This window comes from Leptospira kmetyi serovar Malaysia str. Bejo-Iso9 (assembly GCF_000243735.2).
Taxonomy (GTDB): Bacteria; Spirochaetota; Leptospiria; order Leptospirales; family Leptospiraceae; genus Leptospira; species Leptospira kmetyi.
Genome location: NZ_AHMP02000003.1, coordinates 3,091,633 through 3,107,255 on the forward strand (window position 1 = coordinate 3,091,633; position 15,623 = coordinate 3,107,255).

At 42.4% G+C, this 15,623-nt stretch carries 17 protein-coding genes; 6 read left to right on the forward strand and 11 right to left on the reverse strand.

The window, feature by feature from the left end; all coding sequences use genetic code 11:
• Positions 1-133: 133 nt before the first annotated feature.
• Complete coding sequence (locus LEP1GSC052_RS16870) at positions 134-3,331, forward strand: SpoIIE family protein phosphatase (RefSeq protein ID WP_010573085.1); 3,198 nt, start codon at positions 134-136, stop codon at positions 3,329-3,331.
• Positions 3,332-3,437: 106 nt separating this feature from the next.
• Here LEP1GSC052_RS16870 and LEP1GSC052_RS16875 read toward each other — a convergent pair whose 3' ends face one another.
• The 3 genes from LEP1GSC052_RS16875 to LEP1GSC052_RS16885 form a co-directional block, all read right to left on the reverse strand.
• Positions 3,438-3,908: a DUF2147 domain-containing protein gene (locus LEP1GSC052_RS16875; protein ID WP_010573084.1), complete on the reverse strand. Its 471-nt coding sequence runs from the start codon at positions 3,906-3,908 to the stop codon at positions 3,438-3,440.
• A gap of 76 nt (positions 3,909-3,984) precedes the next feature.
• Complete coding sequence (gene dcd / locus LEP1GSC052_RS16880; RefSeq protein ID WP_010573083.1) at positions 3,985-4,506, reverse strand: dCTP deaminase; 522 nt, start codon at positions 4,504-4,506, stop codon at positions 3,985-3,987.
• Positions 4,507-5,289, reverse strand: a complete 783-nt coding sequence (locus tag LEP1GSC052_RS16885; protein ID WP_010573082.1) for an enoyl-CoA hydratase/isomerase family protein — start codon at positions 5,287-5,289, stop codon at positions 4,507-4,509.
• A gap of 98 nt (positions 5,290-5,387) precedes the next feature.
• Between LEP1GSC052_RS16885 and LEP1GSC052_RS16890 the strand changes: the two genes are divergently transcribed.
• A complete protein-coding gene (locus LEP1GSC052_RS16890) occupies positions 5,388-6,116 on the forward strand; it encodes an LIC10067 family putative lipoprotein (protein WP_420812753.1) in 729 nt (242 codons plus the stop codon).
• 116 nt (positions 6,117-6,232) lie between these two features.
• Positions 6,233-6,442, forward strand: coding sequence for a hypothetical protein (locus LEP1GSC052_RS16895; protein WP_010573080.1), 210 nt, complete (start codon positions 6,233-6,235; stop codon positions 6,440-6,442).
• A gap of 87 nt (positions 6,443-6,529) precedes the next feature.
• Here LEP1GSC052_RS16895 and LEP1GSC052_RS16900 read toward each other — a convergent pair whose 3' ends face one another.
• The 3 genes from LEP1GSC052_RS16900 to LEP1GSC052_RS16910 form a co-directional block, all read right to left on the reverse strand.
• Positions 6,530-6,898, reverse strand: coding sequence for a VOC family protein (locus LEP1GSC052_RS16900; RefSeq protein ID WP_010573079.1), 369 nt, complete (start codon positions 6,896-6,898; stop codon positions 6,530-6,532).
• Positions 6,899-7,008: 110 nt separating this feature from the next.
• On the reverse strand, positions 7,009-8,097 hold the full coding sequence (locus LEP1GSC052_RS16905; RefSeq protein ID WP_010573078.1) for a hypothetical protein: 1,089 nt from the start codon (positions 8,095-8,097) through the stop codon (positions 7,009-7,011).
• Positions 8,094-9,734 (reverse strand): FAD-dependent oxidoreductase, encoded by a 1,641-nt coding sequence (locus tag LEP1GSC052_RS16910; protein WP_010573077.1) that lies wholly within the window; start codon positions 9,732-9,734, stop codon positions 8,094-8,096. Before LEP1GSC052_RS16910 ends, LEP1GSC052_RS16905 begins: the two co-directional genes overlap by 4 nt.
• Before the next feature lie 94 nt (positions 9,735-9,828).
• Between LEP1GSC052_RS16910 and LEP1GSC052_RS16915 the strand changes: the two genes are divergently transcribed.
• Positions 9,829-10,578 (forward strand): HAD family hydrolase, encoded by a 750-nt coding sequence (locus LEP1GSC052_RS16915; protein WP_040913120.1) that lies wholly within the window; start codon positions 9,829-9,831, stop codon positions 10,576-10,578.
• On the opposite strand, the gene LEP1GSC052_RS16920 is transcribed toward LEP1GSC052_RS16915, so the two are convergent.
• Positions 10,567-11,418 carry a class I SAM-dependent methyltransferase gene (locus tag LEP1GSC052_RS16920; protein WP_040913121.1) on the reverse strand — a complete coding sequence of 284 codons (852 nt, stop codon included), beginning with the start codon at positions 11,416-11,418 and terminating at the stop codon, positions 10,567-10,569. The two genes, LEP1GSC052_RS16915 and LEP1GSC052_RS16920, sit on opposite strands and share 12 nt — an antisense overlap.
• Before the next feature lie 147 nt (positions 11,419-11,565).
• Here LEP1GSC052_RS16920 and dapF point away from each other — a divergent pair, with 147 nt between their 5' ends.
• On the forward strand, positions 11,566-12,411 hold the full coding sequence (gene dapF / locus LEP1GSC052_RS16925) for a diaminopimelate epimerase (protein WP_040913661.1): 846 nt from the start codon (positions 11,566-11,568) through the stop codon (positions 12,409-12,411).
• Positions 12,412-12,454: 43 nt separating this feature from the next.
• Here dapF and LEP1GSC052_RS16930 read toward each other — a convergent pair whose 3' ends face one another.
• Both LEP1GSC052_RS16930 and LEP1GSC052_RS16935 read right to left on the reverse strand, forming a co-directional pair.
• Entirely contained in the window at positions 12,455-13,159 is a 705-nt protein-coding gene (locus tag LEP1GSC052_RS16930) for a lysophospholipid acyltransferase family protein (RefSeq protein ID WP_010573073.1), read from the reverse strand.
• 39 nt (positions 13,160-13,198) lie between these two features.
• Positions 13,199-13,489 (reverse strand): hypothetical protein, encoded by a 291-nt coding sequence (locus LEP1GSC052_RS16935; RefSeq protein ID WP_010573072.1) that lies wholly within the window; start codon positions 13,487-13,489, stop codon positions 13,199-13,201.
• 539 nt (positions 13,490-14,028) lie between these two features.
• Between LEP1GSC052_RS16935 and LEP1GSC052_RS16940 the strand changes: the two genes are divergently transcribed.
• The gene (locus LEP1GSC052_RS16940) at positions 14,029-14,376 is read left to right on the forward strand and encodes a slr1659 superfamily regulator (RefSeq protein WP_040913663.1); all 348 of its coding nucleotides are present in this window, start codon (positions 14,029-14,031) and stop codon (positions 14,374-14,376) included.
• Here LEP1GSC052_RS16940 and LEP1GSC052_RS16945 read toward each other — a convergent pair.
• Both LEP1GSC052_RS16945 and LEP1GSC052_RS16950 read right to left on the reverse strand, forming a co-directional pair.
• Entirely contained in the window at positions 14,357-14,956 is a 600-nt protein-coding gene (locus LEP1GSC052_RS16945) for a slr1658 superfamily regulator (protein ID WP_010573069.1), read from the reverse strand. The two genes, LEP1GSC052_RS16940 and LEP1GSC052_RS16945, sit on opposite strands and share 20 nt — an antisense overlap.
• 111 nt (positions 14,957-15,067) lie before the next feature.
• A complete protein-coding gene (locus LEP1GSC052_RS16950) occupies positions 15,068-15,568 on the reverse strand; it encodes a WbuC family cupin fold metalloprotein (protein WP_208855702.1) in 501 nt (166 codons plus the stop codon).
• Positions 15,569-15,623 lie beyond the last annotated feature (55 nt).

The following is a 15,623-nucleotide window of genomic DNA, read 5'->3' on the forward strand; positions in this document are numbered from 1 at the left end:
AAATCGACACAATTCCTTTTTTATCATTGAAAAGAAGATTCCCACCAATAGAGTAACGTTTGTTCGGAAAAAAATAGAAATGCGATTCTTCACGAATTGCTGAAAGATTTTTAAAAGTAAGGTTTGTAAGACTATGGGCGAAACAGGATCGATCTGGGACAATATACTTCTCAATTATTATTCGTTCGGAAGTTTGTTATCTTTTTTAACTTCCATGCTCATTTCCGGTGTTTTTCTTTTTATCGATAAAAAAGTATCGAGCACGAAACATCTCGCATTAGGCGCCTTCCTGTTGGGGATATTCCAATTCGGTTATGTATTTGCGGCGGTTCTGTATCATCCTTTTGCGGCTTATCATCGCTGGATCACTGCCGGATTGATTCTTCCCGCGATTCTTCATATCGGACAATTCGTAGCGCGATATCCCGAAAACGATTTTCCGCGATTCAATCGGATTACTACGATCGTTCTTTGGATCGTGGCCGTGCTCGCCGTGGGTTACTTTTGTTTTTCCACTTGGAACGCTTCCGTTAAATATCACTTCACCGCGCATCATTGGGACTTCAACGCGGAGAACGTAAGTAGAACGATTGCGATCATAATTTTCAGTTACGTGTTCATCAACTTTGTCGCGATTCCTATCTGGAGAATCGTGCACCTTCACGGCAAAACACGCTGGATCATTTTCGGATTTATGATGTCCTTTTTGATCGGCGGAACCGTTCCCGTGGTCGCCAATCTTTTGAGCCGAGACGGTTATATCGAAAGATCGATTTATCTGACTTCGATCGTTCTTTTGTTTATGGCCGCGTTCTTTATCATTCTGATCTTATATTTGAATTTCTCGGTCGAAAAAACTTCCTTCATGCTTAAGATCGTAGGAATCACTTTCGTTACGGTTTTGATCATCATGCAAGCGTTGGTGTACATCTCCAACCAAGACAAAGAATCCGAGTACGACACGCTCAGTCAAATTCACATGGAAAGAGCTTTGGAGGGCGGGAGCGTAGAGGATGGAATATCCTATGTAATCAAGTGGAATAAATCCAAGAACACTTTCGATCAGGAAAGATACGATTCTAAGATTCATCCCAATCAAGAACAGCTAGAAATCGATTTTAAGAACACGCTTTTATACGAGGAAATATTCAATCTTCAGGAAGAAGGTTTTAGAGAATCCCTTGTAAAACTTGTGGAAGCCTCGCATGAGAATTTCGGAGGTTATCGATATTCCATCGTAAACTTTCTAAAAGAAAATCCGGATCTAGAAGGTAAGGCTCTTAAAGCGGCGCTGAACAAGGAATTGTCCAGACTGGGTCTTTATGTATTCGTCGCTTCTAACAAACTCGATAATATTTTTGCCGAGGATTTTTGCGCAAAGGGAAAAAGTTATTTGGACGGAGCCAAAGAAGTGAAGATGTTTCGGATCTCTTTAGAATATCGTTGGAATTTCTGCAAGTGGGACGGCAAAACCGTAACACCCGCGCAGTTAAAGGAAGAAGTTCTGAATTATTTCCGCCCCTTTGTTCCTTCTTTAACGAGATACTATCGTAAAAAAGACGTGGGCGATCACAGTCTTCACTACATCGGATTTATCAAATACGATCGCGAGAGGGATAACGTAAGCGAAGTGGGTTTCTCTTACAGAGCGTATCGCGAGTTTATGCACCCTACGGCGCTGAAACAAATCATCGTACTCGGCGTCGTGATCGTGGTTATCATTCTTTTATTTCCTTTGTTCTTTAGAGGAAGTCTCGTTTCTCCTTTGAACGATTTGTTAAGCGGTGTGGAAAAGGTGAACGACGGGAGCTTGGACGTGCAGGTTCCGATCCGGGTCAAAGATGAAATCGGATTCTTGGCCGATTCGTTCAACAACATGGTTTCCTCGATCCGAGACGCGAGAAAAGAACTTCAGGATTATGCGGAACACCTCGCTACAAAGGTCAAGTTGAGAACGGAAGAATTGTCCGAAAAGATCGAAGAGTTTCAGCGTCTTAAAATTCAACAGGACGGGGATTATTTTCTAACTTCTCTTTTGGCCAAACCGTTGAACTACAACGCAAGTAAGTCGAATCGGATTTCCACTCAATTCTTACTCAGACAAAAGAAGCAGTTCGAGTTTAAGGGGAAGAAGGCCGATCTCGGCGGCGATATCTGCGTTACCGGAAATCTTCGTTTGGGAACTCCCTCCGATTTCAAACGTTACGTTTTTGCGATGAACGGCGACGCGATGGGCAAGTCCATGCAAGGCGCGGGCGGTTCTCTTGTGATGGGCGTCGTGATCAATTCGATTCTCGCGCGTTCCGCCGCCGACAATCGAATCTTGGATATTTCTCCGGAACAATGGCTTACCGAAACATACGAAGAAATAAACGCGGTTTTCAAATCGTTTAACGGGAGTATGGTGATCTCCGCTTCTTGTTTTTTGATCGAAGAAGAATCGGGTAAAGCCTTTTACTTCAACGCGGAACATCCGTTTACGGTGTTGTATCGGGACGGAAGAGCGACATTTTTGGATTCTTCCTTAACGCTTCGTAAAATCGGATTGGAGTCCGAATATCCGTTTCAGGTTTTTACGACCATGATGCGGGAAGGCGACGTGCTCATCATCGGTTCGGACGGTAAGGACGATCTGGATTTGACGCCCGAAAAAGATACAAGATCGATCAACGAGGACGAAACCTTATTCTTAAAAACGGTGGAAGCCGGCCAAGGAAACATAGAACAAATCGAACATTTGATCTATAAGAACGGAGAGATTACGGACGATCTTTCTCTTTTAAGAATCGAATACGGAGTCGAACAAACGAATGCGGTTCCAAGTTCCTTTGACGTGGACAAGTCCGGCGTTTTTTCCTTCAACGAAGAAGCGCAGGATTGGAGCGTATCCTATTCTCATGCGAGACAGTTGTATAAGGACGGGAACGTAAAGGAAGCGATCGACGAACTCGCGGATCTTTATTCTAAAACGCCGGAAGATTCCAAGGTGATTAAGTTACTCGGTCTTTTGAGTTTTAAGGATAAGGATTATGTGAAGGCCGTAGAAATTTTAGGAAAGTATCTCGAAGTTGATCCGGAACTCAGCGAGTATTGGTATTATCTTTCCGTTGCGAATAAAAAACTCGGAAGATTTCCGGAAGCGATTTCCGCCTCCGAAAAAGCGATCGTAAAACAACCGGAAAACGCGAACAACCTTGTGAACCTTTCGGATTTATACAGACTTCAGCACGAATACGAAAGAGCGAAAGAGTTCGCGATCAAAGCCTTGGATTTGGATCCGCAGAACGAAAACGCGAAGAAGATTCTTAAGAAATTGGAGAATCAGGTTTAAACAAAAAAAATCTCTCCGATCGAAACCGACGGAGAGATTTTCTGTTTTTAATTTTGCAACAATGGATCTTTTATCATCCTATTGATGGAAATCGAAATGCTTTAGATTATTTTACTCGAGTCCAAGTGGATTCTTTTCCGATCATCATAAAGCCGACTTTGTATCCGCCTTTCAGATCGAGAGTATCGGCATTTCTTAAAGTAAGTCTTCCGTCGTACGTTTTACCGCCTTTCGGATCGTAAACTCTTCCACCGGTCCAAATTTGTTCGCCTTCGTAAGAGAAATTGGTAAGGAATACCAATCCCATAATCGGACGAGTACGAAGACTTTCATCTTTATTATTTACGTCTACTTTTTGAGTCCCCGGAGTTCCTTCCGTGCTTCCCGCAGGATAAACAGGCTCTTTTAACCAGATGATTTTTCCGCAAATCTTTGTACCGCATTTGTGCACGTCGACCTGTGCGTCTTTTTCTTTGTTCCACCATTTTCCAAGAATTGCATCATCTTCACCTGCAAATGCCGGTGCAGAAATAAATGCGAACGCAAGAAAAATTGCGATCATTCTAAACTTCTTCATTCCATTCTCCAAAAAGTGTTTTGCGGTCAAAATTCTCGAAAGAATACGAAGAAAGTCAACAAAAAAGAAAAAGATTCTACTTCTCGAAATCTTTATATAACATCGAAGGTTGGATTCCCTGATTCGCCTGGTATTTTCCGGATGTATATTCCGTTATTTGTCCTTCGAGCGTGTGATAAAAAATCTGACAAACTTCGACGCCCGGATATACGATCAGAGGTTGAATCACGGAAATTTCCAAAGTCCAGAATCCTTTAAACCCGACGTCGCCGAATCCCGCAGTTACGTGAACGAGCATTCCCAATCTTCCGATCGAAGATCTTCCTTCGAGCATCGGAACCAAGTTATGCGTTTCGGTGAACTCCAAGGTTCTCCCTAAATACAAAACTCCGGGTTTTAGAAGAAGTCCGCTTTCCGGTATAATCAACTTCTCCGCGGGGTTCGGTTTTTTCATATCCAGAGGAAGTTCGGTATAAACCAAAAGTTCTTCGTGTAATCTTAAGTTGTAAGAATTCGGGTTGAGTTGTTTTTCAGAATAGGGAGTGATTACGATGTCTTTATCGATTCGTTTTTGAATTTCTTTTCCTGTAAGAATCATTTATCTTCCTTTAAAAATCGGCTTTCGTTTTTCTTGAAACGCTTTCAAAGCTTCCAACCGATCTTCCGTTTTTAAGGTTTCGTTATAGTATTTACTCTCAGTTTTGAGAGCCGTGAGTATATCCTGACCATAACCTTCCGCGATTGCTTTCTTTGCAAGCTGAAGAGCGATAGGCGCCGAGTGCGACGCGATTTCTTCGGCCAACATTTTCGCTGCGGGTAAGGAAGAATCGTGCCAGATGGAATTTGCGAGTCCGTAACTCAATGCGGTTTCTGCGTCGATGGTCTTTCCAGTAAAAATCATTTCTTTCGCTTTCGGAACTCCGATTCTTCGAGGAAGCCTTTGTGTTCCTCCTCCACCGGGAATAATTCCCAAGCGTGTTTCCGTAAGTCCGATTCTTACGTCGTTTTTAAGGAGAATAAAATCGCAACAAAGCGCGAGTTCCAATCCGCCTCCGAACGCGTCTCCGTCCAAAGCAGCCACGGTTGGATATGGAAAATTCTCCAGTTCCAAAAAACAGTTTTTGAGATCGTCCAAAAAGCGTTTCACTTCCGTCGGAGACATGGTCGTTCTTTCTTTGAGATCCGCGCCTGCGCAAAAAGAAGGTCCGATTCCTCCGAGAACCAAAGCGCGAACGGAGGTTTCTTTTTTCGCCTTTACGATCGATTCGTGAAGCGTGGAAAGAAGTTCTTTACTGATTGCGTTTCTTTTTTCGGGTCTGTTTAAAAGTAAAACCGCGATTTGCTGTTCGGTGGAATAAAGGACTGTGGAGGATTCGTTCATTTCAATGCACCATTTTTCAGGCAGAATAATTCTTGCCGAAACCTTTTTGTTCCGATAAACTAGATGCCCGTTGTAAATTTTTCAAGCCAAGTAAGGTTATGCTACATAAATCGAATCCAATTTTTTTGACATTCTTACTTTTATCCATTTTCTTTCAGTGTAAGGAAAGCAGTTCGAATAACGATTTATTTACGGGACTCGGTTTGGGCAGTCCCGTAGTGACATCGATCGATCCTCCCGCCGGTTCTCCCCCGCAAACAAACGGAGTCTCTTATACCGGAACCCAGATTACGATCAAGGGAAGAAATTTTACTCCGAACACAACGGATACCGTCGTAAAATTCAACGATCTCGTTGCGACGGTTTTTTCGGTGACTACGACCGAAATCATTACCACGGTACCGGCCGGGGCAAACGCGGGTTTTTTGACCGTGTCCAAGGCGGACGGATTTTGCGATACGGTTTACGGAACCGACGGCTACAACTGTTCCGCGAGAAGGTTTTACGTAGATTGTTATAAGGCTTACAACAATATCTACGGCGATGAAACCGCGATCAATTACCCGGATTCGCAAACGGTTAAATTTACGGAGGATTATTCCACGAAGGCGTTTCGTTCCAATCTGAGGGAGACCGGAGGTACCATTCTAACTTTTGAATGTGATAACCTGATCGCCGTTACGTATTTCTCCACGAAATGTGTCGCGGCAAACCAAGGAACCGTAGCGGCTCCGGTTTACAATCCTACGATCAACTTTACCGATAACTACGCGGTTCAGTATTTTATCACCACGGCCAAGGGAAGTTGTAAGATCGGCTTTCAATGAGAGTCGATTTTATTTTAGGGCCAAGGTTATAGAATGGCGGTCGATAAGGAAAATTCTCCCCAAAAAATGTTTGGATTTTTTTCCAAATCTGTTAGAGTTCGATTAGGAGTTGTATCATGAAGGTAGTTTCCTCCGTTCAGCTAGGGCTTCCGGAAAAAGGAGTCAAGGATACAAGAAAAATCCCTAAAGAAGAAGGGATGGTTCGCGTCGAGCCTTATGAAAATAAACAGGCTAACGTTTCAGACAGAAAAGCCTTTGCGGTTGAAGCCGGTCAAAATGGGGATTTCTACAAGGTTAAGGGTACGTTCATCGATAAGGTTGGCTGAATCGGGAGAAAACGGTTCGGAACTTTAGAGAATAAAAAAGCCTCTCAAAGAGAGGCTTTTTTGTGTACGGAGGTTTTTCGAGTGGAATCAGTCTTTGTAGCTGATCTCTAAAACGTTTCCTGCGGGATCTAAGAAATGTAAGAACTCTCCGCCGCTGTTTGTCTCGGGTCCGCGAACGATGGAGATTTTGTTTTCTTCCAATTCCGCGATCGCTTCGGTAAAATCGTCCACATCGAGAACGAAACTAAGAACGGGAATTTTGCTTTCCCCTAAAGAGTTTTTGAAACCGGAAATTTTCTGAAGTTTGATGTTGATCGAGTCGAGTCCCATTACGACATACTCGCCTGATTTTTCGTCCACGGATTCAAAATCGAATATATCAGAATAAAACTTCGCAGAGGCTTCCGGGTTCTCCGCAGGTATTAAGAAATAGTCGATTCCTTCAACGATAATCATGGATCAATTCCTGTTTAACTTTTTCGTCATTATGGAAGGAAAACCTGGATTGTCTATTTAAAAACGAAAACCGTTTTCGAATGTGATAGAAATTCAAATTAGCGCGTTTTTTAGGTTCTTTCAGGAATTTTAAAAAAGGCAAAGAGCCTTGGATTGGGTTTTCCGATCTTCCAGAGATACGCATCCAAAATGTAATGAGTGAACTGAGGAAGAAACAGCAGAGAAACCAAAAGCGCCGAAACGAATTCGGGAAGTTCGAAAGAATAAAAACTGGAATTCATAAACAGGGAAGAATGGTCTTTCCAGATAAAACTGTCCCAAATCCATTCTTCAACGAAAGCGAATACGAATAAAATGCCTAAAAAGAACACAAGTATCTTCGGCCAAGAGCCAGATCGAAACGTTTCCATTTTGATTTCCGAAACGTTTTGAATCGTGTAATAAAAAAGTAAAAAGATATAAGGAACTCCGTGGTTGATTACGTTCGTGACCGTAAACGAAAAATCGGAGTTGAAGAAGACGATTCCGAAATACCAAACGATCCAAGTGTTGATTACGAGCAGAATTTTTCCTAAAGGCAAAGAGCGGTATTTCGCGTAATAATATAAGTGAGCGAGAATATAAAGACAAAGCCATATCTTTTGAAACCAGAGCAAACCGTTCGCCAATGTCGGAACGGGATACGTCAAAAAATCTCCGTCCATAAACCAGGAGAATTCCCGTTTTTGATCCGTTAGGTGCCAATATAAAATCGGAATTCCACCCATCAGATAGATCGTGATCTTATCGATCGTAAACGGAATCTGCGGCGCGGTCGTTTTTTTTCGATACAGAGCTAAGAAGCCGAACTGTTGCCGGATAAAGTGAAAGACGGCAATGTAACTCATCACTCTCCAAAACCAAATCGATCCGAACGAATACAAAAAGACGGAAGATAAAAAACAAACGATGGGCGTCGTAATCAAAAGAGTTTTTTTCTCCCTCCATTCTTCCGCGTTAAAATAAGAACGGAATAGGGTTGAATAAACGTGCGCGACGTCGATTAACAAAACCGTGCAGAACCAAGTCCAAGGATTGATTTCGGAGGGTAGAATATTCCATTCTTTGAATATAAAAAGCGATCCTACGGATAAGATTCCGGGAAGAATGATAAACGTCAGATCCAAGGAAGGTTTAAAGATCCATCCTTCCGATTTCATATTTTTTGTTCTCCGAGAATTTTGTTGGCCGCGTTGTGACCGCGCACCAACGCTTCTTCAAAGATCGAAATTCCGCTGAGATCGGAATGTGCAAAGTGAAGATTGGGAAGCGAAAGAGAAAGTTTTTCTCTTTGTCCTCCCCAGATCAAATTGGGAACGGGACGAATCATCGCGTGCGCATAAGTCATCACATCCAAGGATTGTACCCTTTTTTCGATATCCGGATGCGCTTTTTTCAGATCGGATAAAATCGATTCTTTCCAATCGGACCAAGAAGTTCGCATCATCCTTTTGCGAACGTTCACCGTATCTTTTTCCCCGAAGGCTCGGTAATAGGTGAGAACGGATTCTTCCCTGCTCGCGCGCAAGTCCTGATGTGTGGAAACGATATAACCGAGCGAAGGACTTTGATAAATCACGTTATCCCAACACGGAGGCATTCCTTTTCCGGCGGGAACCTTATCCACGGAAAGGATCGCCGTTATCCACGGAGAATAAACCAATCCGTTTATGATTTCTGACTTTTCATCGAGAACGTATTTTCGCGTAAAGGACGGCAGCGCGTAAACGATGGAATCGCAAAGAATGATTTTTTGTTCTTTGAGTTTTGCGTCATAGATTTTCACTTCGAACCGCGCGTGTTTCGAATCGGATCGTTTTACTTTTTCAACGAGTGTTTCGGTTCTGATTTTCGATCGAATCGGCGCTCTCAACTTTTCGATTAAAAAACCGTTTCCTTCCGGCCAAGTAAGAAGAGTGAGGTCTTCTCCGTTTTCATCTACGGGACGGGAACAAAAATAATGCAATCCGATCCAAGCGGAGATCGTATCCATCGATCCGCCGAAATCGTCCCGGACGGAATAATCCAAAAACCAGAATAGTTCCTTGGTTTGAAATCCCTGTTCTTTGATATATTCAAAAAAAGTAATTTTATCAAGTTTTAATATTTCGGAATCTTTCGAAGAGAGATCGATCGGAATCGAGAAAGCTTTTCTGCCGTCTCTTCCGATTTTGGATCTCCAACTTCGGATTAATTTTTTAAAGTTTTCCTCTTCGTTTGCGGAAGGAGATTCCGGAGTTCCGGTCGGGTATAAACCTTCGTTCCAACGTCCTTGATAAAAAATCCTCTCCTCGGGATCGAAACAAAGATACTTTTCGTTGTAGATCGGTTTTCCGTTTCGATCCTTTCCTACGATGATTCGATTCTCTTCCAGAAACTTACGAACGAGAATCGCTTCTTCTCCGGGCTGAGGCAAGTAGTGCGCGCCTAAAGGATAAGAACCGATCGAATTTTTGCCCGATCTCGAATTGCCGCCGGAATCGTTTTCGAGTTCTATGATTTCGAATTCTTCAAAACCCGATTTATGAAGATAATAACCCGCGCTCAATCCGGAAACTCCGGCGCCGAGAATCAATGTGTTTACCTTTTCGGAAACGGGAAGTTGAACGTTTGCGCCCGGATCGGATTCTAAGTTTTTTCGAATTCTATGACCGAGCTCGTGATTGGGTCCGAGAATTTTTCCGGAAATTTTTTGCCTAAATTTTAAAAACCAAATTCCGCCGGCAAGCGCGGAGAAACAAAGTCCCATGATTGCAAGAAAGGATCTGCGAGAAATTGATTCTTGGTTTTCGTTCATGCTTGTTGGGAAGATTTAAGGGAATTCAAAATCATGCAAGGAAAAATGGAGTAAAAGAATTGCGTTTGCGATCGGAAAGATTCTTTTGCAAGGAATGGCTCTTTTTTTGGACTTCGACAACACTTTCTTGGATTCTATCGTAATTTATGAAACAACGATCGAACGGCTTTTTAAAAATGCGAAAGAATACGGATTTTCATCCGGTAAAGAATTTTCGCAATTCTACGAAGCCGCAAGAAAAGAAGCGAAGTCCGAGTTGCGGGATTCTCCATCGAATCGACTTCGTTTGATCTATTTCAAAAAAATCTGTTTGGCGAAATGGAACACGTTGAATCCGAAATGGATTTTAAAACTGGAAAATGATTACTTTAAATATTTCCAAGAAGGAATCCGACTTCGTAAAAAGAAAAACGAAACGGAATATAAGGAAGTTTTTTCGATTCTGAAAACGATTTCGGAAAAACAGAAACTTCTTTTTTGTACGAACGAGAATTTGAGAACACAGTTGATAAAACTGAATCTTCTTTTTCCGAAAACGTTTCCGTATGCGATCTTAAGTTCTGAGGAAGTCGGAAAGGAAAAACCTTCCGAAGAATTTTTGAACGCCGCGAACAAACTCGTAAACGGGGAAAAAGTTTTGTCGATGATCGGCGATTCCTTAAAGGACGACGTGGAAGGTTTTCTTCGCTACGGAATCCCCGCGGTTCACGTAACTTCCGTCTTTTCCAAAAAGCCCAAGGCGGCGGAAGAAAAGAAAATCGTTCTGGAAATCCAATCTGTTAGGAAAGAAAATTCTTACCTGGAAACGGACGATCTTAGAACCGCTTTGAAACTATTTCTTTAAAACGGCGAATAACGTGTTATTCAAATTCAAGTTTTTGAATGTGAATAACCAAAGAAATTTTGTCGCATAATAATAAACTTTTTTAAATAGAGAACCGAGTCCTCCACCCCCGCTTCCGGAAACTGATGCGATCGGTTTGAGAATCGTAAACTTACAATCCTTAAAGCCGGTTTGTTTCGCGAGCAGCTTCATCGTTTTTTCGGTGTAGTCGTTGATATGATCCTTAGCTTCGAGATAATGACCGTCGGGTTTCATCCCTTTTAATGCGACTTTCAAATTCGCCTTGAAAAGTTGGATCGGGAAGTTCGGAGTTTGTAAAAAAAGAATTCCCCCCGGTTTTAAAAGAGAATGCAAATATTCTAATAAACTATGCGGCTTCGGAATATGTTCGATCACGTCCCAAAGAGTGATGATGTCCAAAGATTCTTTTGCGATTCCTGAGTTTTGAACGATTCCGGGAAAAACGTTTTTCAATCCGTTTTTGTCCCTGGCAAACTTCACCGCTTTTTCGGAAATTTCGTAACCGATCGCTTCCCAGCCTGGTTTTTGATCTCCGATTCGTTTTACAAAAAAGCCGAGCCCGCAACCCACGTCTAAAATTTTTCCCGAAGGAGCGGTTAAGAATTCTTGAATGAAGTCCTGATAGATTTCCCGGTGCGCGTTGTCCCACCATCCGAGATCGTAAGAAGAATCGTCGTCCCAATATCCTTCGTAGTGTTCTTCTTGTTCGTAAGTCGAAAAAACGTGACCACAAGAAGCGCAACGGACGATGTCGATTCCATTCTCCACAAAAACTGTGGAATTTTGTGTGCTTGAGCAAAGATAACAGGTTCGGTTCAAAAAAGCCCCCAGGCAAAGCGCCGGATTTTCAATGTCTCCGGGCGAAGCGGGAAAAGCCAGAAAAAAGTACGCGGCTTTTTCTCGTTTTTGAATTTCCCCGAAACCAGTCTAAGAAAATATAGAATTCAATTCATATCAGGAGTTCCCGTGGCCGCGCTTAAATTTACAAAAATGGAAGGAATCGGTAACGATTACGTTTATATCGATTCGACCAAGACGGACATTCGTCTAACGCCGGAACAGATTCAAAAAATATCCGATCGTAATTTCGGAATCGGAAGCGACGGCGTTATCTTTATCCGCAATTCTAATCAAGGCGATTTTATGATGGATATGTACAACTCGGACGGAAGTTCCTCCGAGATGTGCGGGAACGGAATCCGTTGTGTCGCTAAATATATCTACGATCACGGTTTAACGAATTCTAAAAATCCGAAGATCGAAACCGGCGCGGGCATTTTGGAAGTGGATTTGAAGATCGGTTCCGGCAATAAGGTCGATCTCGTAAGCGTCGATATGGGAAAACCGATTTTGATTCCTTCGAAAGTTCCGGTGATTTGGAAAAACGAAGATACGATCATCGATCAAGTTCTCGAAGTCGCGGGTAAGAATTTAAAGTTCACCGCGGTCAGCATGGGAAATCCGCACTGCGTGATTTTTGTCGATGATAGCGATCAATTTCCCGTAAGAGAAATCGGACCTTTGATCGAACATCATTCTATCTTTCCGAAACGAGTGAACGTTGAATTCGTTACCGTTCGTGGAAAAGATCATCTCTATCAAAGAACCTGGGAAAGAGGAGCGGGTGAAACTCTTGCTTGCGGAACAGGAGCTTGTGCCGTGATGGTTGCGGGAAATCTGACGGGAAGGTCCGGAAAGGACATTCAGATCGATCTGCGCGGAGGAACTCTCAGAATTCAATGGCAGGAATCCGGAAACGTTCTGATGACCGGTCCGGCTCGGGAGATTTTTTCGGGAGAGATCGAGGTATAAATCTAAAATCGTAGTTTAGAATTTTCTAAACTACGAATATTCTTCAGGCGACTTCGGTTTTTTGAAGATTCTCCATTCTCGCTCGAACCTCGTCCGAAAGTTTCTTGAGGTTGTCTTCGAGTTTTCCTTCTAAATACGGTCTGTGATCGATCTTCGGTCCGTAAAGAACGCGGACTTTTTTATAAATCGATCTGCGTTTGATGTCGCAGACTTCCTTAGGCATTCCCATAAAAGAACGAACCAAAGAAGGAATCGGAATATCGGAATAACTTTCTTCGATCGGAACGATCACCGAAGGGAGAATATCGACTTTGTTTCGAATCGAAAACGCGGCAAACCCTTCGTGAAATTTAACCATCGGAGCGGCGAAATCGTTTTTGACCATGTAATCGTGGCCTTCGGGAAAAATTCCGAGAACTCCTTCCCTCTTAAAAACCTGTTGCACCATCTTGATGCTTGCCATGGAAATTTTTCCGTCGATCGCCATCGGAATTCCTCCGGCTAACTTGGCTAAGTCTTTGAAAATTGGAATTCGAAACGTGTAATCCGCCGCGATCCAGGAAATATATCTTGGGAAAGTATAGGAAAGAATAAACGGATCCATATCGGATCTATGATTGCTGACAAGGATTAGCTTACCTTCCTGGGTGATGTGTTCCGTTCCATAAGCGTTGATGTTAACGGCAAAACCCAAGAAAGGAGCCACAAACTGTTTCAGTCTGAGATATGTTTGAGCTTCCTTTTCCATCATTTACTCCCTCAAGTCGTTGCGATGAGGGCGGCTATTTTACTCCCCCGTAAAAATAGACCACCATTTCTTTTTTTCTTCCGGAGAATTTGCGTTTCTCGAATCGGAAGAAGAATCCGAATCGTACGATCTTTCTCTACCAAGATCTTGAGGACGAACGGGATCTCTTCTTTTTCTGGCGTTCTGCGGAACGGAACGTCTTAATTCTTCCAATTCTCTTTGAGCGGAAGCGCTGGACTTGATATAATTTCTTATATCGGCCCACTCGGGATCTTGTTCGTTCCCGTAAACTGCATAATTCATAAGATCAATCGAATCAAACTCAGGCATAGAGCTTCTTTCCAGGTTTATTTATATAAATGGGTAAAATTCCCACAATCTCGTATAGTCTTCTCAGGGACGCGATGTTGCAAGAGTTTTCATATCGTAGGTTCTAAAAAATGCGTTTTCACACCGAGAATCTTCGTTGAGAGGAAAAATAATCGGAGAATAATTTAGAACTAAGTTTTTCTTTTTTGTCGATGGCTTCTGAAGATCGCCACTCTCGATTCCGAAAGTAATACTAATGGAGAAGATAGAGGTTGGTTCCGTAAAACGACATAATCAAAAAAACGGGGAAGTGAAACAAAATGAAAGTGTAAAAAAGAACGAAAGAGGCAGAATTATAGAATTCCCAAAATCCAGAATTTGGAATGCGGAAAAAATCAGAAAGCTTTGCGAAAAGCTGTTCTTTCAGTAACGAATCTCTGGTACAAGAACGGAAAGATTTGTCTTTTTTTTTAAAATATAAGAAATGCCTTCCTAATTTTTAAAGAGTTAGGATATGATCTTGTTAAAAGGGAAAACGGCCCTTCGGTGTAATGGAAAGAATGGAAATCTCAAAAGAAGATTATTCCGTCGAAACGGAAAAGAATCGAGGAAAAATTAGAATCTCCGGAACTCTGCGTCTTTTGAACGTGGAAGAATACGACCCGATCATCTCTCTGATAGAAAACATGCTCGACGATTCCGGAAGAGGCAAAGCAGTCATTGATATAAAGAATTTGGATTTTTTAAACAGCGCGGGCATCGCGAGTCTTTCCAGATTCGTAGCCGCTTACGATAAAAAGAACATCAACAACGTGGAGATCAAAGGGAACAAGGATCGTTATTGGCAGATCAAGTTTTTGGAAAATCTGAAAAAGCTCAGGGCGGAAATTAAGACAAGTCTCGAATAGGTTTCGCCTTTAAGGCTTTGAGTTTGGTTCTTTCTACTTCGTTCAAATCCAGATACGCTCTTACGATCACTTCGTAGGTTCCGTAAGAAATTTCGTTGATCAAAAATCCCAAGCGAACCGGAAAATCTTTGGAAAGAAGAAGTAAACCGATTCCGGAATTCGGTTCTCCTCCGTCGTCTTTTAATTTTTGAATATAGATTTCGTCGGAGTTGCGGTTAACGAGAGCCGCGATCGAATTCTCCAATTTATTCTTGGAAACTTCGTCCGTTGAATTCTTAATTTCGATCTTTAGAATTTCGGAATAGTATTTCAGATCTAAAAGAATTTCTCCCTTTCTGTCCTTGGAAAATTTTGCGGCGTTTTCTATCAGTTCGTTTAACACGATAGAGATCGTGTTCGCGGAATCCGGATCCGACTTTTCCTGAAACGAACAATAGTTGGAAACGTAATCCGCCGTAAGAGAACAACGTTTCCATTGTACGCGAAGATCCATCGGTCTAAGTTTTAACGAGAATTCGCTTTCTGACGGAAGAGAATCAGGTATCAGGTTGTAATGACCGTATTTGACAGGATAACTCATAACGTTTTTCGGAATCTTTTTAATCCGACGATCGGGATTTCCAAAATAGAAACCTTCAATTTTGGATAGGAAAGTAAAAAAAACGACTTCGGAATAAAAAACCGATCCGGTTTAAAAAAGTTTTCGGAGCGTTTCCAAGTATTCGTTTCGGTTCGAATCCGCTTCGGCGGGAGCCCAAGAAGCGAAATCCTTGTCCGTTGTCGGTTCGTAAGGTCCCGATTTTCCTTCGAAACAAATCGCATTTTCGGAAAGACATATAAGAGTATGGTATACTCCGGGTGCGATGTCGATCCCGTATACTGGGCCTTCGGAGCTGAGTCGATGCGTTTCCTGCACGGTTCCGTCTTCGTGAAAAAGAATAAAACCTAAACTTCCTTTCAGAACGAGAAAGGTTTCCGGTTTTGGAGGAGATTTGTGCCTGTGCGCTTGGATGTACGTGTCTTTGGTAAGAACGTTTAAAAATCTTTGGTATACTTCTGTGAGTTCGTGAAAGTTGTGATTGGCCCTTTTGCGGGGCGAGGCATTGGCTTTTTCCAATACCTCGGAAAAAAGAGAATCTGTGAGTAATTGTTTATGCGGTCTGGAGTTCGAGTCTGGATTCACAGTACTCAATAAGATACGACTTACAAGCCGTGCAAGTATTTCCTGCGTTTACTCTTTCCATTAT